The sequence below is a fragment of the Microbacterium sp. 05N427 genome (genome assembly GCF_056397105.1).
The window spans coordinates 213,197-231,556 of sequence record NZ_JBFTMT010000003.1 but is presented as its reverse complement, the minus strand read 5'-3'; the positions used below and the strand labels follow the sequence as shown (position 1 = coordinate 231,556).

At 71.6% G+C, this 18,360-nt stretch carries 13 protein-coding genes; 10 read left to right on the top strand and 3 right to left on the bottom strand.

All coding sequences use genetic code 11. The features are described from left to right. Nucleotides 1–9 precede the first annotated feature (9 nt). A complete protein-coding gene (locus AC1DG4_RS04880) occupies nt 10–1,020 on the bottom strand; it encodes a LacI family DNA-binding transcriptional regulator (protein WP_477421102.1) in 1,011 nt (336 codons plus the stop codon). A gap of 112 nt (nt 1,021–1,132) precedes the next feature. Between AC1DG4_RS04880 and AC1DG4_RS04875 the strand changes: the two genes are divergently transcribed. Together AC1DG4_RS04875 and AC1DG4_RS04870 are read left to right on the top strand one after the other, a co-directional pair. Next, on the top strand, nt 1,133–2,578 hold the full coding sequence (locus AC1DG4_RS04875; protein WP_477420199.1) for a purine-cytosine permease family protein: 1,446 nt from the start codon (nt 1,133–1,135) through the stop codon (nt 2,576–2,578). Between the two features lie 31 nt (nt 2,579–2,609). Beyond that, nucleotides 2,610–4,265 carry an amidohydrolase gene (locus tag AC1DG4_RS04870; RefSeq protein ID WP_477421101.1) on the top strand — a complete coding sequence of 552 codons (1,656 nt, stop codon included), beginning with the start codon at nt 2,610–2,612 and terminating at the stop codon, nt 4,263–4,265. Between the two features lie 223 nt (nt 4,266–4,488). On the opposite strand, the gene AC1DG4_RS04865 is transcribed toward AC1DG4_RS04870, so the two are convergent. Beyond that, nucleotides 4,489–6,039 carry a glycosyltransferase family 39 protein gene (locus AC1DG4_RS04865; protein WP_477376641.1) on the bottom strand — a complete coding sequence of 517 codons (1,551 nt, stop codon included), beginning with the start codon at nt 6,037–6,039 and terminating at the stop codon, nt 4,489–4,491. A gap of 153 nt (nt 6,040–6,192) precedes the next feature. Between AC1DG4_RS04865 and AC1DG4_RS04860 the strand changes: the two genes are divergently transcribed. From AC1DG4_RS04860 to AC1DG4_RS04850, 3 genes are read left to right on the top strand one after another with little or no spacing between them, the layout of a single operon-like run. Continuing rightward, nucleotides 6,193–8,724 (top strand): CDP-glycerol glycerophosphotransferase family protein, encoded by a 2,532-nt coding sequence (locus AC1DG4_RS04860; RefSeq protein ID WP_477376639.1) that lies wholly within the window; start codon nt 6,193–6,195, stop codon nt 8,722–8,724. 25 nt (nt 8,725–8,749) lie between these two features. Beyond that, nucleotides 8,750–10,045 carry a hypothetical protein gene (locus AC1DG4_RS04855; RefSeq protein WP_477376637.1) on the top strand — a complete coding sequence of 432 codons (1,296 nt, stop codon included), beginning with the start codon at nt 8,750–8,752 and terminating at the stop codon, nt 10,043–10,045. Beyond that, nucleotides 10,042–11,124, top strand: a complete 1,083-nt coding sequence (locus tag AC1DG4_RS04850) for a hypothetical protein (RefSeq protein WP_477420197.1) — start codon at nt 10,042–10,044, stop codon at nt 11,122–11,124. Before AC1DG4_RS04855 ends, AC1DG4_RS04850 begins: the two co-directional genes overlap by 4 nt. A 62-nt stretch (nt 11,125–11,186) precedes the next feature. Here AC1DG4_RS04850 and AC1DG4_RS04845 read toward each other — a convergent pair whose 3' ends face one another. Then, nucleotides 11,187–11,765, bottom strand: coding sequence for a hypothetical protein (locus tag AC1DG4_RS04845; RefSeq protein WP_477421100.1), 579 nt, complete (start codon nt 11,763–11,765; stop codon nt 11,187–11,189). A 308-nt stretch (nt 11,766–12,073) separates the two neighbouring features. Between AC1DG4_RS04845 and AC1DG4_RS04840 the strand changes: the two genes are divergently transcribed. From AC1DG4_RS04840 to AC1DG4_RS04820, 5 genes are all read left to right on the top strand, one after another. Then, nucleotides 12,074–13,828 carry a CHAT domain-containing protein gene (locus tag AC1DG4_RS04840; protein ID WP_477421099.1) on the top strand — a complete coding sequence of 585 codons (1,755 nt, stop codon included), beginning with the start codon at nt 12,074–12,076 and terminating at the stop codon, nt 13,826–13,828. Nucleotides 13,829–13,891: 63 nt separating this feature from the next. Next, entirely contained in the window at nt 13,892–14,353 is a 462-nt protein-coding gene (locus AC1DG4_RS04835) for a hypothetical protein (protein ID WP_477376629.1), read from the top strand. 7 nt (nt 14,354–14,360) lie between these two features. Next, complete coding sequence (locus tag AC1DG4_RS04830) at nt 14,361–14,816, top strand: hypothetical protein (RefSeq protein WP_477376627.1); 456 nt, start codon at nt 14,361–14,363, stop codon at nt 14,814–14,816. A gap of 63 nt (nt 14,817–14,879) precedes the next feature. Continuing rightward, nucleotides 14,880–16,058: a hypothetical protein gene (locus AC1DG4_RS04825; protein WP_477421098.1), complete on the top strand. Its 1,179-nt coding sequence runs from the start codon at nt 14,880–14,882 to the stop codon at nt 16,056–16,058. Between the two features lie 93 nt (nt 16,059–16,151). Then, entirely contained in the window at nt 16,152–18,158 is a 2,007-nt protein-coding gene (locus tag AC1DG4_RS04820) for a primary-amine oxidase (protein ID WP_477421097.1), read from the top strand. The last annotated feature ends 202 nt before the right edge of the window (nt 18,159–18,360 follow it).

The following is an 18,360-nucleotide window of genomic DNA, read 5'->3' as shown; positions in this document are numbered from 1 at the left end:
TGAACGGGCTCAGCCCCCGGTCGAGGTCCGCACGATCAGGGCGCCGTGGTCGGGCGGCGGCACGTCGAGCGCGAGGTCCGGTTCGAGCAGTGCCAGGAGGGCGGCCGCGGCCTGGCAGCCCAGCGCCTGCGGCTGCAGGTCGACCGCGGTGATCTGCGGCGCGACGCTCCGCAGGCTGTCCGCGTCGGATCCGCACACCACTCGCACATCCTCGGGCACCCGCACCCCGCGCTCGACGAGCCGGTCCACGAGCGCTCTGGCGTGTTCGCTGGTCAGGCAGTACACCCCGTCCGGCGGCTCCGCGAGAGCGAGCAGCTCATCGGCGGCGACCGCGCCCTCGTCACGCTCCGAGCGCTCCGGCAGGTGCCACACGTGCGGGGAGCCGGGCGGTGTCCGCTCCCGATAGCGTCGCTCCGTCGCCTCGTTCCACTCGATCGCATCCGTGCCCACGACCAGAGCGATGCGCGTCGCCCCCGACGCCACGAGGTGGTCGAGCACCCGATCCGTGATGAGGGCGGTGGCGATGTCGATGACGTGCGGATCATCGGGATCCGCGGGATCCGCGCCGACCAGCGTGTACGGCATGCCGCCCGCGCGCAGCGCGGCGACGAGCGGGTCGCGCTCGACGGGGTCGGTCACGATGATGCCGTCGCACGCCCAGGCCGTGGTCGGGGCGTGCGACACGGTCGGATCGGCGACGAGCATGAGCGCATACCCCTGGCCGAGCGACGTGAGCGCCGCGGCCCCGGCGAAGCGGGGGAAGTAGTCGACGTCCTGGACGTGCTGCGGCTCCACGTCGACGGCGGGCCGCAGCGCCAGCCCGATCACCCCGAGCCTGCTGCGGCGCAAGCCGCTCGCCACGACATCGGGGTGGTACCCCAGTGCGGTCGCGGCCGCGCGCACGCGCTCCTGGGTCGCCGGATTCACGACGCCGTTGCCGGAGAACGTGTGCGACACGGTGGTCACCGACACACCCGCCCGGCGGGCCACATCGCGGATCGTGGATCGCTGTCTGCGCATGCCGTGATGATAATCGCGGATCGGACTTGTCCAAATCGTTTTGGCTCTTTAGCGTTGCGTGTCGAGCGCGAACAAGGACGTCGCGCACCCGACCCCTCGCCCTGGAGGATCCATGTCGCAGACGACACCCCCCGTGACCGATTCCGCTCCTGACCTCACCCATCCCGTCCCCGTCGACAGCGCCGTGCGCGTCGAGACCCACGGCATCGACTACATCCCCGACTCCGAGCGCCACGGCCGCGCCCGCGACCTTTTCGCGGTGTGGGCGGCGCCCAACGTGAACTTCCTCGCCGTCGTGATCGGCGCGACGCTCATGCTGCTCGGACTCACCCTGTGGCAGGCACTGCTCGTGATCGTGATCGGCAACCTGTTCTCGATCATCACCGGCATCGTGGCCGCATCCGGCCCCGCCGCCGGAACGCCGAGCGAGGTGATCACGCGCGCGATGTACGGCGTGACCGGGAACCGGTTCAACGTCGCGATCGCGGGCTGGCTGATCAGCGTCTGCTACCTCGCGATCAACTGGGCGGCGGCCACCACCGTCGCGGTCGGACTGCTCGGCCGGCTCGGCGTTCCCTCGAACGGCTGGACCATCGCGGGCAGCGCGATCGTGATCGCCGCCGCCACCATGGTGATCAGCGTCTACGGTCACGGCCTGATCATGCGCCTGTACCAGCCCCTCGCGATCCTGCTCGCGGTGATCTTCGCCGCGATGGCGGTGTTCGTCGTCAGCGGCGCGCACTGGAGCTACGCGCCGTCCCAGCCGCTGCACGGGCTGCCCCTGGTCGCGATGATGGCCTCCGGCATCGCCCTGGTCGCGTCCAGCCCGCTGTCCTACACGAACAGCGCCGACTTCGCGCGCTACCTCCCGTCCCGCACGCGCGTGCGGGACGTCGCGCTGTGGACCACTCTCGGCATGGTCATCCCCGGCGTGCTCGCGACGTTCGTGGGCGCCCTGGCGGCGAGCGCCGTGGACATGTCGGATCCGGAGGCTGGTCTGGAGAAGTTCCTGCCGGGCTGGTTCGCGCCGATCTTCCTCATCTCGGTGATCGTCGGCACGATCGCCAACAACGCGATGACCGCCTACAGCTCGGGCCTCGCCCTGCAGGCGGTGGGGGTGCGCCTTCCGCGCTCGCGCACCGTGCTGCTGGACGGCACGGTCGGCGTGCTGATGACCCTGTTCGCGCTCCTCGTGTGGAACTTCCTCGACAGCGTCTCGAGCGCCCTGCAGCTCGCGGTCACGATCCTCGCGCCGATCATGGGCGTCTACCTCGCCGACATGCTGTGGCGTCGCAACCGCTACGACGGCGCGGCGCTGGCCGACGACAGCCGCGGCAGCCGGTTCTGGTTCACCGGAGGCGTGCACGTCGCCGGCGCGGTCGCCGTGCTGGCCGGCATCGGTGCCGCACTTCTGTGCAGCGCGACCCTCGTCTACGTCGGCCCGGTCGCCGCCCTCCTCGGCGGGATCGATCTGTCGGTGCCGGTCGGCCTGATCGTGCCGTTCCTCATCTACCTCGCCCTGGTGCGGAACTCGTCCCGCTCCAAGGCCTCGCTGTGACCCACGGATCCGGAAAGAAGGAGCAGAACGAATGACCTCCCCCGACACGCGAACGACCCACTACCGGGGCGGCGCGATCTTCACCTCCGACACGGACCCCTGGGCGCAGTCGCTCCTCGTCGAAGACGRTCGCGTCGTCTTCGTCGGAGCCACGGCCACCGCCGACGCCCTCGGGGCGGACGCCGTGGTCGAGCTCGACGGCGCGCTCGTGATCCCGGGCATCGTGGATGCGCACACGCACCTGGTCGGTCTCGGCGAGTCGCTCGACCAGGTGGATCTGCACGACGCGCGCGATCTCGCCGAGATCCAGACGCGGGTCGCCGCCGCGGCCGCCGCAGATCCCTCCGCGGCGCGGATCCAGGGCCGCAGCTGGCTGTTCTCGAGCCTCGGCGGAAAGGCTCCGCACCGCGGGATGATCGATGCCGCGGTCGCCGACCGGCCCGTGTACCTGCACGCGAACGACAACCACTCCGCGTGGGTGAACTCCGCCGCRCTCGCCGAGCTCGGCATCGACGACGGGACGCCGGATCCGCTCGGCGGCACGATCCAGCGCGATGCCGAAGGGCACGCCACCGGCATGCTGCTCGAGAACGCGGTCTTCGCCTTCCTGCGCGAGCGGCTCGACGCCCTCACGAGCGACGAGGACAGGGAAGCGCATTTCGAAGCCGCCCTGCGCACCTACCTCGATGCGGGCGTCACCGCGGCGGTCGATATGGCGTTCACCGAACCCGACCTGCGGGCGACGCTCGCGGTGCAGGAGCGGCACGGCGGCGGACTCCCGATGCACGTGGCCGCGCACTGGGCGGTGTACCGCACCGGGACCGCCGAGGGCGACGCCGCGGCCGTGGATCGCGCGATCGCGCTGCACCGCGAGCACACCGGGCCCGGCCTGCGGATCRCCGGCATCAAGCTCTTCGTCGACGGCGTGATCGACAGCTGCACGGCCGCGATGCACGCGCCGTTCGCCGACGGCTCGCAGCCGGAGGCGCTCTGGGATCTCTCCTCGCTCACCGCCGTGGTCACCCGCGCGGACGCGGCGGGGCTGCAGATCGCCATGCACGCGATCGGCGACGCCGCCTCCGCGCTCGCCCTGGACGCGCTCGAAGCGGCGGTCGCCGCGAACGGCCCGCGGGCCGAGCGCCGTCACCGCATCGAGCACCTGGAGACCGTGGACCACGCGACCCCGCTGCGCGTGGCACGTCTCGGGGTCATCGCGTCGATGCAGCCCGTGCACAGCGATCCCGCGATCCAGGACAACTGGCGGGCGATGCTCGGCGATGACCGCGCCGAGCGCGGCTACCCCTGGGCGGAGTTCGCCGAGGCGGGCGCGACGCTCGCACTCGGAACGGACGCCCCGACCGCCCCGTTCGACCCGCTGCCGAATCTGTTCATCGCCACGACCCGGCGCTCGGCGTTCGATCCGGAGCTGGAGGCGAACGTCCCGGGCAACGCGATGGCGGTCGCCGACGCGGTGCGCCGCGCGACCCGCGACGCCGCCTACGCGTGCGGCTGGGAGGGCGAGCTCGGCGTGCTGCGCGCAGGGGCCTGGGCCGACTTCGTGATCCTGGACGGGGATCCGTTCCGCGACGGTCCTGAGGCGTTCCTCACCGCGCGCGTGCGCACGACGGTCGTTCGCGGGCGCGACCACGCCGCGGCCCTCGCTGCACCTCTCACTGCGGAGCGCTGAGCGCCCTTCGTCTCGCTTCGCTCGCTCAGGGACCGCTCTATAGACCGGGCGCTGAGCGCCCTTCGTCTCGCTCCGCTCGCTCAGGGACCGCTCCATGGACCGGAGCGCTGAGCGCCCTTCGTCTCGCTTCGCTCGCTCAGGGACCGCACCTATGGACCGGTCCCTGAGCGAGGAGCGCAGCGACGAAACGAAGGGCGCTCGACCACCGGGGCGGATCCGCCGATCACCGCTCGTAGAGCAGGATCACGCTTCCCGCGCCGTCGACGCGGCGGGTCTCGTGGTAGCCGAGCGACTGCAGCTGCTCGAGGCCCCAGGTGTCCTCGACGCCGGCGAAGGTCAGCTCGACCACCCACACCCGGTCGACGCCGTCGAAACGCCCCATGCCGGACGCGCGCGGGATCCCGTAGGTCTGGTCGTACCAGGTGTAGGACTTCTGGAACGGCGTCTTCAGCAGCAGATCGGTGACGTTGCGGAACGCCGTCGGATCCGTCGCCTTGGCGAGCCGCGTGCGCTGGGACGGACGCGCGCCGTCGTCGAACACGATGCCGTCGCCCGGGACGGCGTTCGCGCTGATGAAGGCGGCGATGTCGTTCCAGTCCGACTGGTTCTTGGCATACGGTCCGCGCTGCAAGACCGCCACCGGCACCGCCGCGATCACCACGGCGGCGACCGAGACGGCAGCGAGCACGGCGCCCAGCCGACGGCGCGTGAGACGCGTGAGCCGCCGCACCCCGAGGGCCATCACGATCGCGACCGCGGGAGCGGAGAACGTGCCGTAGCGGGCGGTGTAGCCCGACACGAACGGGCTCGCGGCGATCAGGACGCCCATCGGCAGGACCATCCAGCTCAGGGCGACCGTCTCGAGCCGAAGCCCCAGCGGCGCCCCGGAGCGGCGGATCCGCACCGCTTCCATGCTGAAGAAGATCACGGCGACCAGGATCAGCGCCCAGGCGATGACGGCGAACCACCACTCCTGGAACCACATGTTGCGCAGCACGACCTCGGGCGTGATCGACTCCCGCACGGCGAGGAACGCGATCTGCCGCCGCTGCAGGAATCCGAACCAGGCCAGCGGAGACGCGAGGACGAGCGCCACGCCGGTGCTCACGGCGGCCGCCCGCCAGCGCCGGCGCAGGGTCGGGGTGAGCAGCACGATCACAGCGAGCGCCGGCACCATGAGCGCGAAGTAGAGGAAGAGCCAGATCCCGACCGCGAGCACGGCCGTGTACGCGATCCAGCCGCCGAGCGCGCGGGAGTCGCGGCGGGCGATCTCGACCAGGATCGCGCACAGCACCGCGGCGAGCGCCGCCGTCATCGCGTAGGAGCGCGCCTCCTCCCCGGAGAAGATCAACCGCGGCAGGATCGCCGTGAAGACGCCCGCGAGCACGGCGAAGCGCAGCGTGCCGAAGCGTCCGCAGATCCACACGACGGCCGCGGCGCACACGCCGATCGCGAGGGCCGAGGGGAAGCGGATGGAGAACGCGCTGGGCCCGAACACGTCGATCCACGCGTGCAGCACGACGTAGTACAGCCCATGCACCGCATCGACATAGCTCAGCATGTGCACGAGCGACGGCAGGGGCCGCGTCGCCGACATGAGGCTCGCCGCCTCATCGCCCCAGAGCGAAGGGATCCAGGATCCGGCCGCGCTCGCGGCGACTGCGAACAGCCCGACGATTGCCGCCCACAGCCCGAGACGGCGGGGATCGGCGATCCGCTCCTCCACGTCAGGGGTCTCCTGGGCCGACGCACGGTGCAGGGCCTGACTGGTCACGACGCCCGAGCGTAGCGTGCGCGTCTTGGCGTCCCCTCCGAGGTCGCACCCGGTCGAGCCGCGTCCTCCGGGCGATGGCCGCACCCCCGTCACCGGGCCGTCATCCACCGTTCTCCGAGAATTCGCCCGGGACGCGCCTAATATCCTTGATCCGTGTCACTCTCCTCCACCACACGGCGCCTCCGCTCCACCGCCCGACGTCTGAAGCGCGCCGTCGACGCGGAGCGCATCGCCTTCTGGCGCTCCCGCCCCGTGCGCCCCGATCAGGTGCTGTACGAGTCGTTCGCCGGCAACGGCATGCTGTGCAACCCCGAGGCGATCTTCCGCCACATGCTGGCCGACCCCGCGTACGCCCGCCTGACCCATGTGTGGGCGCTCGCAGACGATGACGCGATCGAGCGCTTCCAGGCCGAGTTCGCCGGCGATCACAGGGTCTCGTTCGTGCGCCGTGGATCCTCCTCCTACCGCCAGGCGCTCGCGGTGAGCGGCTGGCTGATCAACAACGCGACGTTCCCGACCTGGTTCAGCAAGAGGGAGGGCCAGGTGTACCTGAACACCTGGCACGGCACGCCGCTCAAGCTCATGGGCTTCGACATGCCGTCGGGCGCCGTGCAGTCGGCCAACACCCTGCGCAACTTCCTGATGTCGGACTACCTCCTCGCGGCGAACCCTTTCATGGCCGAGACCATGTACGAGGGCGCCTACCGGCTCACCAACGTCTACCCCGGCACGCTCATCGAGGAGGGCTACCCCCGCATCGACCGTCAGCGCCTCGACACCGCCGCCGAAGCGGCCGTGCGGGCAGAGCTGGAAGGCAGCGGCGTGGTGCTCGGCGACAAGCCGATCGTGCTTTTCGCGCCCACCTGGCGCGGGACCTCCTTCGATGACCCGGAGGACAACATCGACGAGCTGGCCGCCCAGCTCGCGGCGCTTCAGGCGGGTGTCGGGGACGACCGCGTGGTCGTGCTGAAGACCCACCAGATCGTGCACGCGCACGCCTCGGCGCGGCCGGAGCTCGCGCGCTCGCTCGCGCCGAACTCGATCCCCTCGAACGTGTTGCTGGGCGCCGCTGCGGGCCTTGTCACCGACTACTCGTCGATCTTCTTCGACTACCTCGCGACCGGGCGTCCCATCGCGTTCTTCACTCCCGACGCCGATCTGTACTCGTCGGGCCGCGGCACCTACATGCCGCTGGACACGCTGCCGGGGCCGGTGTCCGACGACGCGGCCGAGACCGGCCGAGCTCTGGGTGCACTGCTGGACGGCGCCGATCCGCATCCCCAGTACGCATCCTGGACAGAGCGCTTCGTCCCGTTCGAGGACGGCGGCGCGACCGCGCGGGTGGTGGACATCGTCTTCGGCGGTGCCAGGGAGGGCTACCGCGCCCGCCCCACGGCGCACGACGGCCGCAAACGTCTGCTCGTCTACCTCGGCGGCATGAAGCCGAACGGCATCACCACGAGCGCACTCAACCTCCTCGGCGCGATCGATCACACCCGCTACGACGTGACCGCGCTGCTGCCCAAGAGGCGGCTCAGCACGGATCCGCTCACGCAGGCGCGGATCCCCGCCGAGGTGCGACAGGTGTTCCGCGTCGGCGGGATGAACGGCTCGAAGGCCGTGCACCTGCGCCGACGCATCGACGAATGGCGCGGCGCCCCGCGCACCCCGGGCACGGAGCCCTGGCACGAGGAGCTGTGGACGGCGGAGTGGATGCGCGTGTTCGGCGACGCCCGCTTCGATTGGGTCGCCGACTTCAGCGGCTACGGCCCGGTGTGGACCACGCTGCTGCTGCACGCCCCGGCGGTGAGCGAGGGCGGTCCCGACCCCGTGCGTGCGATCTGGATGCACAACGAGATGGCATCCGACCGCGAGCGCACGGTGAACGGCAAGGCGACGATGAAGCGCGGTCTCGGCGCCGTGTTCTCCATGTACTCCGCGTACGACCAGCTGGTCTCGGTGTCGCATCAGCTCACCGAGCTGAACCGCATCGAGCTCGCCGAATACGCACCCGCCGATCGCTTCCGCACGGTGCGCAACTTCCCCGACGTCGAGCACGTCGTCCTCGGCGCGCGCCGGCCGCTGAGCGAGTTCTTCTCCGAATCCGATGCCCAGCACGAAGCCGCCGACAGGGAGATTCCGCCTCGCCCGGCCTGGTACGAGGCGCTCCAGGCCGACGAGGGCGAACTGCGCTGGTTCGTCACCGTGGGCCGGCTCTCCCCCGAGAAGAACCATGCGCGCCTGATCCGGTCGTTCCTCGCCGTGCACCGCGCGAATCCCGAGGCGCGCCTGCTCATCGTCGGCGGAGGGCCGCTGCACGCCGACCTGCAGCGGCAGATCGACGACGCGGGACTCTCCGACGCGGTGTTCCTCACCGGCGCGCAGCGCAACCCCTATGCGCTGCTCGCGGCCTCCGACTGCTTCGTGCTGTCCAGCCTCTACGAGGGGCAGCCGATGGTGCTCCTCGAGGCGGCGATCTGCGGACTGCCGATCGTGTCCACGTCGTTCGGATCCGTCTACGGCGCACTGCCCGAAGGGACCATCCGCATCGTGGAGCAGGACGACGACGCGCTCGCGGCAGGGATGACCGCCGTCCTCGACGGCGAAGTGCCTCCCGCGTCGCTGGACACGGAGGCCTATCGCGCCGATGTGAAGGCCGAGTTCGAGGCCCTGCTGACCGACTGAGCGGCGCTCTCGATAGGATCCGGGCATGACCGCCGACGCCCGACCGCCCGGCCCGCCGGAGCGCGGCGTACCGCGCAGTCTTGCGATCGCGCGCGCCTGGGGAAGGCTCGCCGGAGTCGGTCCGCTCACGAATGCGACCGGCGCACCGCTGGCCCGCACGACCAAGCTCCTGATCGACCCGCTCGTGATCCGGCCTTCCGCACGCCCGCATCTCGCGCACGCCGTGCTCTCGGACGAGTCCGCCCGCGAACTGGAGGCGCTGCTCGACGAAGCGCGGTCCGATCTCGCCGCGACGGCCGCCTGGTTCACCGTCCTGAAGCGCGCCCGCCGCCGTGCCGGGATCACCCGGGGCAATCCCCAGGACCTCTATTTCCAGCGTGCGTTCGAACTGGCCCGACGCCATGGTCCCCCGCCGCACGACGCCGAAGACATCGCCGCCACGACGCTGGCCGAGGTGCACGACGACATCCGCCCCGGGCTCGCCGAGCTGCGGGCGCATCTGAGCGATCCCGCGGTCGCGACACACGTGCGACAGGAGATCGCGGAGGCCTGGGCGAGCAGGGCTGTGCCCGAGGGAGCGGTCGCCCACGACGCCCTGCGGCTGCTGCTGGACTCCTGCGCGAACGGCGCCGCAGCCGGTGGGTTCGCCGCGCTCGTCGCGTCCCGCAGCGGATCCGCCGGCGCTCCGCCGTCGGACCGCCCCGGAGCCGCCCGGTCGCTGGGACTGACCGCGAAGGAGCTCCCCCTGCCTCCGGAGCCTGGCGCGAGCGCCACCAAGACCGCGATGCCGCCGCCGTTCGACAGATCGCTGTTCGAGCGGCTGTTCGCGTCGTTCGCCGCCGTCGCGGACAGCGGCGACGTCCTCGACGACGTCGTGCGCGAGGAGATCCGGCGCACCGCGGGCGCCTGGCAGCTCACCGAGGAGCAGAGCCGAGTCGTGCTGCTCGCCGCGGCGGAAGCGTCCGCCGTGCTCGCGGATCCCCCGTCGGAGGCCGATTGCGGCTCCCCGGCTGCAGGCGCGGAACCGCGGCCGGCCGTGATGACCGATGCCGCTCGGCGCCTGCACGGACGATGGCGACGCGAACCGTTCGTGCACCACGCGCTGCGTCTCAGGGAGAGCCCCGCCACGGCTCGCGGCGTCCGCGAGGCCCTGCTGCGTCGCCTCTGGGTCCGGTTGCACGGACGCGAGCTGCGCGGCGACGCGGTGCAGGCGGACGATGTCTGGGCGCTGCTCGACGGCGCGCTGCGTTCCGTGATCCTCGACCGACGCGGCATCGTGAAGGCCTCGATCACCCGGGATGCGCTCGAGGAGGCGGCATGATGCTCCACGCGACCCGCACCCCGGATGGTCTGCGGATCGGTCCGGTGCCGCCCGCGCCCGCCCACGCGGCGCTGCTCGAGACGGCGGGAGCGCTCCTGGTCTGGGATGCGGCCGATCCCATCGCTCCTCCGACGGCGGCCGTGTGGGACCCCGCGCTCGCCGTCGACGTCGCCTGGCAGGTCTATGGTCCCGGCGCGGTGCCGGTGCTGCGGGAGCAGACCGGCGCCTTCGCGCCGGATGCGGCTCCTGCGCTCAACCACGCGCGGCGCGCGGCGCTGGCGACATGGGCGGCGGCGTGGTGGCCGGCCTCGACGCTCGCAGGCATCCCGCCGCTCGATCCGCGGATCCTCGCCGTCGAGCGCGCCGACGCGCTCGTCGCCGTGGAGCATCTGCTCGACGGCGACGAGCTCCTGTTCGCGGTGCTCGCCGACGGCCTGGCCGCAGCCAGAGCACTCCACCTCGAGCCCCGGATCGCTGCCGCCATGCGCCCCGCGCTGGCCGCGCTCGAGGCCCGGGTCGAGGAGGCGGCCGCGGACCGCGGCGTCACCACCGGGAGCGCGGCGGCGGCGATGCCGGCGCGGGAGGACTTCGCACTCGCCGCTTCCGCGACCGCGCGCTCCGCAGCGGGCGTGCTCGCCGAGGGCACGGAGCCCCTGGACGTCTCCGCCTTCGCGCCCGGCACGATCGACCCCGCCGGATCGGCGCACTGGCAGGTGCGCCCCGGGGAGACCGGCGTCGTGCTGGAGGTCTCTGCGCCGCGTGCGCCCGCGACCTCCCCCACGGATCCGGAACCGCTCGACGCCGTGTTCGCGGGGGTCGCGCTGACTCTGCGACCCGAGCGAGGGCGCTTCGCGGGCAGCGTCACCACCCCCGCCACGATCCTGCTCACGCCTCCTGCCGCGCGCACGCTCACCCTCGCCTCGCCGGGGTATCGCGGTCGCCGCGATGTGCACGCGGGAGCGCTCCTGGCCCTCGCCCTCGAACGGCTCGACCGGGCGCGGGCGGCCGTGCTCGACGAGACGGGGATCCCGGATCACGCCGTGCTGCTCGCCGAGCACGAGGCCGCGAGGCGCTCATGAGGGCGGAGGCGGCAGGCGCGGAAGGCGGGGCCTTCGACGCCCGGATCCTGGGCCTGCCCGGCTCAGGGAACCTGCCCGCCCGGTGGCGGCACGTCGAGCCGCTCTTTGCCGAGCTGGCGTCCGCGTATGCCTCCGGCGGTCCGATCGAGGCCGAGCCGGCAACCCGCCGCATCCTGGCGGCCACGGAGGGGGAGGACGTCGATGCGGTCGGCCTCGACCTGCGCGGCAGAGCACTGTCCAATCTGTCCGCGATCGCGGAAGCACGCGGGGACGCTCCTGCGGCGATCGAGTTCGCCTCGAGAGCGATCGCCGCCTGCGCGGCCGCCGAGGCGACGATCGGATCGGAACGCCGCACCCGGGAGGTGCGTTTCGGGGCCGTGATCAATCGCGCGCAGACGCTCGCGCTGGTCGGCCGCTCGACGGAGGCGCTGCATGACCTCGAGGTCCTCGGCGCGGAGTTCGACGACGCCACACCGGCGCTGCTGGTCTTCGGACGTCACAACACTCTCGGCGGGATCCTGCTCGATCGGGAGCGCTTCGCCGACGCCGAGGTCGCCTTCCGTGCCGCCCTGAACACCGCGCTCTCGCACGAACCGCGTTTCGCCTCGTACGCGTACTCCGGCCTTGCCGCGCTCGCCCACCGCACCGGGGATCCGCGTCTCGCCGCCGAGCAGCTGGAGATCTCGCGGCAGCTTCAGGCGACGGGTCCGATCGCCGTGGCCCGCACCGAGGAGAACCTCGCGCGGCTGCTGCTCGAGCGCGGCGAGATCGATGCCGCCGAGGAGGGCTTCGTCGCGGCCGAGGAGGGTTACCGGCGGGGCGGCGACCCGCGTTCCGCCTCGCTGTCCCGCCTCGGACGTGCCGCCGTGCTGCTGGCCCGCGGCAAGCTCGCCGCCGCACGCGGGCTCGCCGAGCGGGTGCGTGCGGAGGTCGTCGCCCAGGGCGACATATGGGCGCAGTTCCAGACGGAGCTGCTGCTGGGCGACATCCTCGTCGCGCAGTGGCGCTTCCCCGCCGCGGACGCCGCCTACCGCAGGGCGCGCGCCGGATCCGTATCGGCCGGTGCTCTGCACGAGGTCGCACGGATCGACGTGCGCCGGGCGGTCGCGGCGCTCACGGCCGCCGAGCGCTCGCTGTTCCGCGCGGAGAAGGAGCGCATGCGGCGCGCCGCTCTCGATCTCGCGCTGCCCGCGGCGCTCGCGACCGATGCGCTGCGCGAGCGATTCGCCGCGGGACCGATGCGGGAGCGCTGGATCCGCACGGTCGCGACGGTCGCCTTCGAGGTCGCTCTGCAGAGCATCACCGTCCTCGCCGAGACCCGCCTGGCCGTGGAGGTGATCGAGTTCCTCTGCTCCTCGCCCTCCCTGGATGCGTTCGCACCCTCCATGCCGGAGTCGGAGCGCGCGCCGGAGAACGGCCGGGTCCGCTTCGCCGTCCTCGAGGAGCCGTACGCCCTGGTCGCGGCGGGGCAGGCCGCACCGGCCTCACCCGCCGCCTCGGGCAGAGGGGCACTGCCGCTGTTCGTGCGGTCGCTGCCCGGCGACGAGTCGTTCCGGGTGTGGATCTCCGAGTCCGAGCACCGCTACGGGGTCGGCCGGTGCTCGACCGGCTGGACGAGTCGCTGCCCTCGCCCCGGCCAGGGGAGAGCGTCATCGCCGCTCTCGACCGCGCGTTCCGTGGGCCGCTCGCCGATCCGGACCGCGAACGACGCTTGTCCGCGGAGCTGGCAGGCGCGCTGCTGCCCGCCCCTCTCGCCGCGGAACTGGACGCGATGCTCGTCCGCGACCGACGCCCGCATCTGCGCATCCAGGGCTCCCCCTCGCTCGGCCGGGTTCCCTGGGAGGCGCTGTTCGTCGACGCGGACCGACGGATGGTGCACGAGGCGGAGGTGTCGCTGCTCGTGCCGGCAGGCGTGCGCAACGCTCCGTCGCGGCGCGTCTCCCGCTGGGATCCGCATGGTCCGGTCGTCGCCGTGCTGGATCCTCCCGTGCCCGGGGGGATGCTCGCCCCGGTGCTCGGCTCGGCAGGCACCGGGGCGGGACTCGGTGCACTGCAGGAGCGACTCGGCTCCCGGGCCCGCGGCGCCGACCCCCTCCTCGGCGGGGCGATCGACCGAGTGCGACTGCGTGCGCTGCTCGCGGATGGATCCCGCCTGCTCTACGTCGGGCACGTGTCATCGTCCGACCACGGTCTGGATGTGCGCATGCATCTGTCCGACGGCCCTGCCCAGCTCGGCCGTGCCGCGCTGCTCGGCGCCCATCGTCCGCTCACCGCCGCGGACATCGCCTATGGAGCACCGGGGGACGACACCGACGGCGGCTGGCGGATCCCCGCCCGCGTCGCGCTGATGGCCTGCGAGTCCGGCGGAGACTCCAGGTTCGCGGAGCCCACGGCCCTCGTCGCCGCGCTGGTCCGCGGTGGTGCGGAGCACGTCGCCGCCGCACGGTGGGCACTGCCCACCGACGCCGGGTTCGCCCACGCGGCCGGCACGGACGTCCGGGCCTTCAGCGCGGCCATCGACGCGGTGGACGCGGCCCACGAGTGCACGGATCCGGTCGCGGCGCTGAACGCCTGGCAGCGCGCGTGCGCCGAGAACTGGGGGCGCACAGGCGCGGTGGAGCACTCGCCGCTGATGTGGGCGGCGATCTCCACGACCTGGTCACCGCCCGCCGCGTCACGACCCGCGATCGCTGGAAACCTGTGATCGGGAGCATTCCACGACCGGCAGGCTGAGTGCATCCACACGGACACACAGGAGGTACGGATCATGGGACTCTTCGATCGCGCAAGGAACGCACTCGGCGGCATGGACCCGCAGGCGTCGGCCGCGCAGGCGCAGGCCGCTCAGCAGCTGGCCGCGCAGCAGCTCGCCCAGGCGGGATACTCCGACGGCACTCTGCCCGTCGCCGCGGAGGGCGCAGACCTGCGGGCGCGGATGCAGGCTGATCACGACGTGCTGAATGCCTACGGTCAGGAGCTCAACCGAGTGATCGCGATCGGCACGCGGGCGACCGGCATCATCACGGGTGCCGTCGACACAGGAGAGCGCACGGCAGGCAACGCCTGGTACCGGATCGACATCGAGGTGACGATTCCTGGCGCGGCGCCGTACACGGTCGCCAAGCGGGAGATGGTCGCCGCGCAGTTCATCGGCAACTACGCGATCGGATCTTCGCACGACGTCGCCGTGGATCCGGCGGATCCGCAGAACATCGCCCTGACGAGCTGAGCGCATCATGAGCGTGATCCGAGATCTGCTGCGCCTGCTGCGCGTGACGCGCGAGCTGCCGCCGCTTCCGAGCATGCGGGAGACGATCCGACAGTCCGCCGACATCGCGGAGCAGTGGGGCCGCGTCGCGGAGGCGTTCGCAGACCCGCGGGCCGCGGCGGCCCCGGCGGGGTCCGGCGGGCCGTACGGTGCGGCGACGGCGGATCCGTTCGCGAATCTCGCGTTCTCCCAGACCGGCCTGCAGGCGTCCGGCACGGTGATCGGATGCACCCCCGAAGGGTCCGCCGTCGACGGCCTGACGGTGTACGCCGTGCTCCTCGAGGTGCGGATCGAGGGCCGCGAGCCCTATCGGGCGACCTACCGCACCGTCATCGCCGAGGCTGCCCGGCACAACTGGCGCCCCGGCGCAGTGCTGCCGTTCCGGGTCTCGCCCGACGATCCGGAGGCCCTGCTCCTCGGATGACGCGCAGCGCCGCCCCTTTCCACGGATGATCATGGTCGAAAGACCCAGAGCGAGGAGAACGACATGAACCGCTGGATGCGACGAGGGATTCTCGTCCTGTTCTGGATGGCGATCGGCACCGTGATCGCCTCGATCATCGGATTCGTGCTCGGTAGCACCGATACCGCGACGATGGCGTTCGTCATCGCCCTCATCGTGGCCACGACCGTGGTGCCGACGGCGCTGCTCGTCGGCGGCCTGACCACGCTCGGCGCTGGCTCGCCCGTGCGGCGCGCCCGGCTCGGCGCTCCCCCGGTTCTCGACCCCGCCGCGCCGCGCGAGATCGCCCGCATCGAATCCCTGCGCGAGCAGGGGTTGATCGTGCGCAACTTCCACCATCTGTACGGGTTCACCATCACGGTGTTCCCCCGCGCCGGCTCTCCGCGGCGCGAGGTGTTCTCGCAGCTCATCACGATGGGTGAGCTGCCCAACTTCTTCACCGGGCGCTACGTCGTCGTGGCGACGGCGGCGTCCGGGGCGCGCCCCGTCCTGGATCCTGCGCCCGACGCGCACTGGGCGGCCGAGCTGCGCGCCGCACCCTCCCGCTACGATCGGCTGGTCGCCCCCGCAGACGCCGCGGCGGCTCCGCGGCCTGAGCGGGCTGCGGCATCCGCCGAGGATCCGCCCCGCGCCGCCGGAGCCTGGCGGATCGTCGCGAACGCCGTGATCATCGTGGTGTGCGTGGTGAGCGGATTCGTGCTCGGCTCGGTCTGGGTGTTCTCCACGCCGGAACGCGCGGCCGCGCTGATCGGCGAGACGCCGCAACGCCTGAGCGGGCAGGTGCAGGGGATCTGGGACTCCGCGGTGCTCGACCTCGATCTCGCCGACCTGCGCCGACAGCTGCACGGCCGCAGCCTGGAGTCCGTGGTGATCTTCGACACGTACTGGTCGGTCGACGCCCAGAGCACGACCGACCCGGCGGGCGAAGACACCTACTCCTTCCGGAACGGATCCCTCAGCCTGTCCTGGACCACGGAACTCACCTCGTCCCAGGGCGGATTCTCGATCGACGAGGTGCGCCCGGATGTCGTTCGCCGGGCCGTCGCGGCAGCCCGGAGCACCGACCCTGGCATCGTGATCTCGAACGTGATGATCCGTCGACTGCAGGGTCCCCTCGTCATCGATGTGGACAGCGACGGGGTGTACAAGACGAACACCCGGCGTTTCGACGCCAAGACCGGCGTGGAGATCCCGATGGGCTGACCCGGTCGGTGCGAACTCCGCGCCGGGATGGCAGACTCGAAGTCCGCCGGGGCGCATCGTGGCGCACCCGGGGATCGACCGATCGGGACCCACATGTCGTCGCAGCCCACGCCATCGCACCCCCTGGACTCGCTCACGGGGGCGGAGTTCTCCGCCACCGCCGCTGTACTCACGCGCGAGCACGGCATCGACGACGGCTGGCGCTACGCGTCGATCATCCTCAAGGAGCCGCCGAAGACCGAGGTCAAGGCGTGGCGCGAGGGGGATCCGATCGTGCGCCGCTCGCTCGCGGTGCTCTGGCGCAAGCAGACCAACGAGGTCTACGAGGCGGTCGTGAATCTCACGGACGACGCCGTGGAGTCGTGGACGCACGTGCCGGGCGTCACACCGAACTTCACGATCGACGAGTACCACGACTGCGACCACGCGATGAAGGAGAACCCGGAGGTCCGCGCAGCGCTGGCGGCCCGCGGGATCGATGACCTCGACCTCGTCCTGTTCGACGTCTGGACGTACGGCGGGGCCGTGATCCCCGAGCAGTGGCGCGACCGCCGCCTCGGCTGGGTGGACCTGTGGATGCGCGCGACGCCCGACGGCAACCCGTACGCGCATCCGGTGAGCGGGCTGAAGATCATCGTCGACATGAACACGCTCGAGGTGCTCGAGATCGAGGATCACCACGACTTCGGCTTCCCCGAGGTGCACGGAGAGTACGTGCCGGAGCTCGCCGGCGTCACGCCGCGGGAGGATCTGAAGCCGCTGCAGATCGTGCAGCCGGAGGGCGTCTMCTTCACCGTCGAGGGATCCCGGATCCGCTGGCAGAACTGGGACTTCCGGCTCGGGTTCAACTACCGCGAAGGACCGGTCATCTACCAGGTCGGCTTCGACGATCAGGGCACGAGGCGCGAGGTCGCCTACCGGCTCTCGTTCGCCGAGATGATCGTGCCGTACCGGGACTCCAGCTTCGACCACTACCGGCGCACCGCGTTCGACATCGGCGAGTGGGGTCTCGGGTACATGTGCACGTCGCTCGAGCTCGGCTGCGACTGCCTCGGCGAGATCACGTACCTCGACGCCGTGCTGCCTGACACCGCAGGTCAGCCCTGGACGATCACGAACGCGATCTGCCTGCACGAGGAGGACAACGCCGTGCTGTGGAAGCACGTCGACCCCGACTCCGGCACCGAGGTGCGCCGCCAGCGCCGTTTCGTGGTGTCCGTGCACGCCACCGTCGCCAACTACGAGTACCTCGTGTACTGGCGTTTCTACCAGGACGGCAACATCGAGTGCGAGGTGCGCGCCACGGGCATCATGGTGACGACGCCGATGGCGGAGGGCGAGCAGGGCAAGGCCACAGGCACCACGATCGACGAGCGCACCTACGCGCCGTTCCACCAGCACTTCCTCATCGCCCGGCTCGACCTCGACGTCGACGGGGACGGCAACACCGTCGTCGAATCCGATTCGATGCCGGCACCGATCTCGGAGGCGAACCCGTTCGGCCTCGACCTGCACACGCAGGCCACGGTCATCCGCTCCGAGGCGGAGGCGGGGCGCCGCTACGACTGGGAGCGTCAGCGCGGCTGGAAGGTGCAGAACCCGAACCGCCTCAACGCCTGGGGCGCCCCCGTGGCATACAAGCTGGTGCCCTCGGCGTCCTTCCCCGCGATGTTCGACGAGTCCTCCCCGATCCTCAAGCGCAACCCCGTGATCGGCAGGACCCTCTGGGTGACGCGGCACCACGACGACCAGTTCTGGCCGGCGGGCGACTACCCGACCCAGGCCGTCGACGACCTCGGCAACGGCATGACGGCGTGGATCGCGGACGACGAGAACCTCGTCGACGAAGACGTCGTGCTCTGGTACAACTTCGGGATCCACCACATCACCCGCGCCGAGGACTGGCCGATCATGCCGGCGGACACCATCTCGTTCTGGCTCAAGCCGTTCGGCTTCTTCGACCGCAACCCCTCGCTCGACGCCCCGCGCACGATCAAGGGCACGGCCTGCGCCTGCGGCGGAGGGGAATGCCGTTGCGACCACGGGGAGGGCCACGGGCACGGCGACGAGCAGGGGCACGAGCACGACCACCACGGCTGAAACAGGCGCGTTCCCTGAGGCTCGCGAAGGATCCATGCTCACCGAGACGGACCCTTCGCACACCTCAGGGAACGGCTTCGCGCGATCCGGCGCCCGTGGTCGCGGGCGGGGTTACGATCGCGGTATGCGAGAGACCAGGGCGACACCCCGCTGAGCGTCTTGACGGGTTGATCCGCGCCGCCCGGCCTCCGCCGAGGAGGTC

Bases quoted from the DNA above. Each gene is read 5' to 3' on its own strand.
- AC1DG4_RS04875 (WP_477420199.1), top strand. From the start codon at position 1,133: ATGTCGCAGACGACACCCCCCGTGACCGATTCCGCTCCTGACCTCACC.
- AC1DG4_RS04840 (WP_477421099.1), top strand. From the start codon at position 12,074: ATGGGCGCAGTTCCAGACGGAGCTGCTGCTGGGCGACATCCTCGTCGC.
- AC1DG4_RS04825 (WP_477421098.1), top strand. From the start codon at position 14,880: ATGAACCGCTGGATGCGACGAGGGATTCTCGTCCTGTTCTGGATGGCG.
- AC1DG4_RS04880 (WP_477421102.1), bottom strand. From the start codon at position 1,020: ATGCGCAGACAGCGATCCACGATCCGCGATGTGGCCCGCCGGGCGGGT.
- AC1DG4_RS04835 (WP_477376629.1), top strand. From the start codon at position 13,892: ATGGGACTCTTCGATCGCGCAAGGAACGCACTCGGCGGCATGGACCCG.
- AC1DG4_RS04830 (WP_477376627.1), top strand. From the start codon at position 14,361: ATGAGCGTGATCCGAGATCTGCTGCGCCTGCTGCGCGTGACGCGCGAG.
- AC1DG4_RS04850 (WP_477420197.1), top strand. From the start codon at position 10,042: ATGATGCTCCACGCGACCCGCACCCCGGATGGTCTGCGGATCGGTCCG.
- AC1DG4_RS04855 (WP_477376637.1), top strand. From the start codon at position 8,750: ATGACCGCCGACGCCCGACCGCCCGGCCCGCCGGAGCGCGGCGTACCG.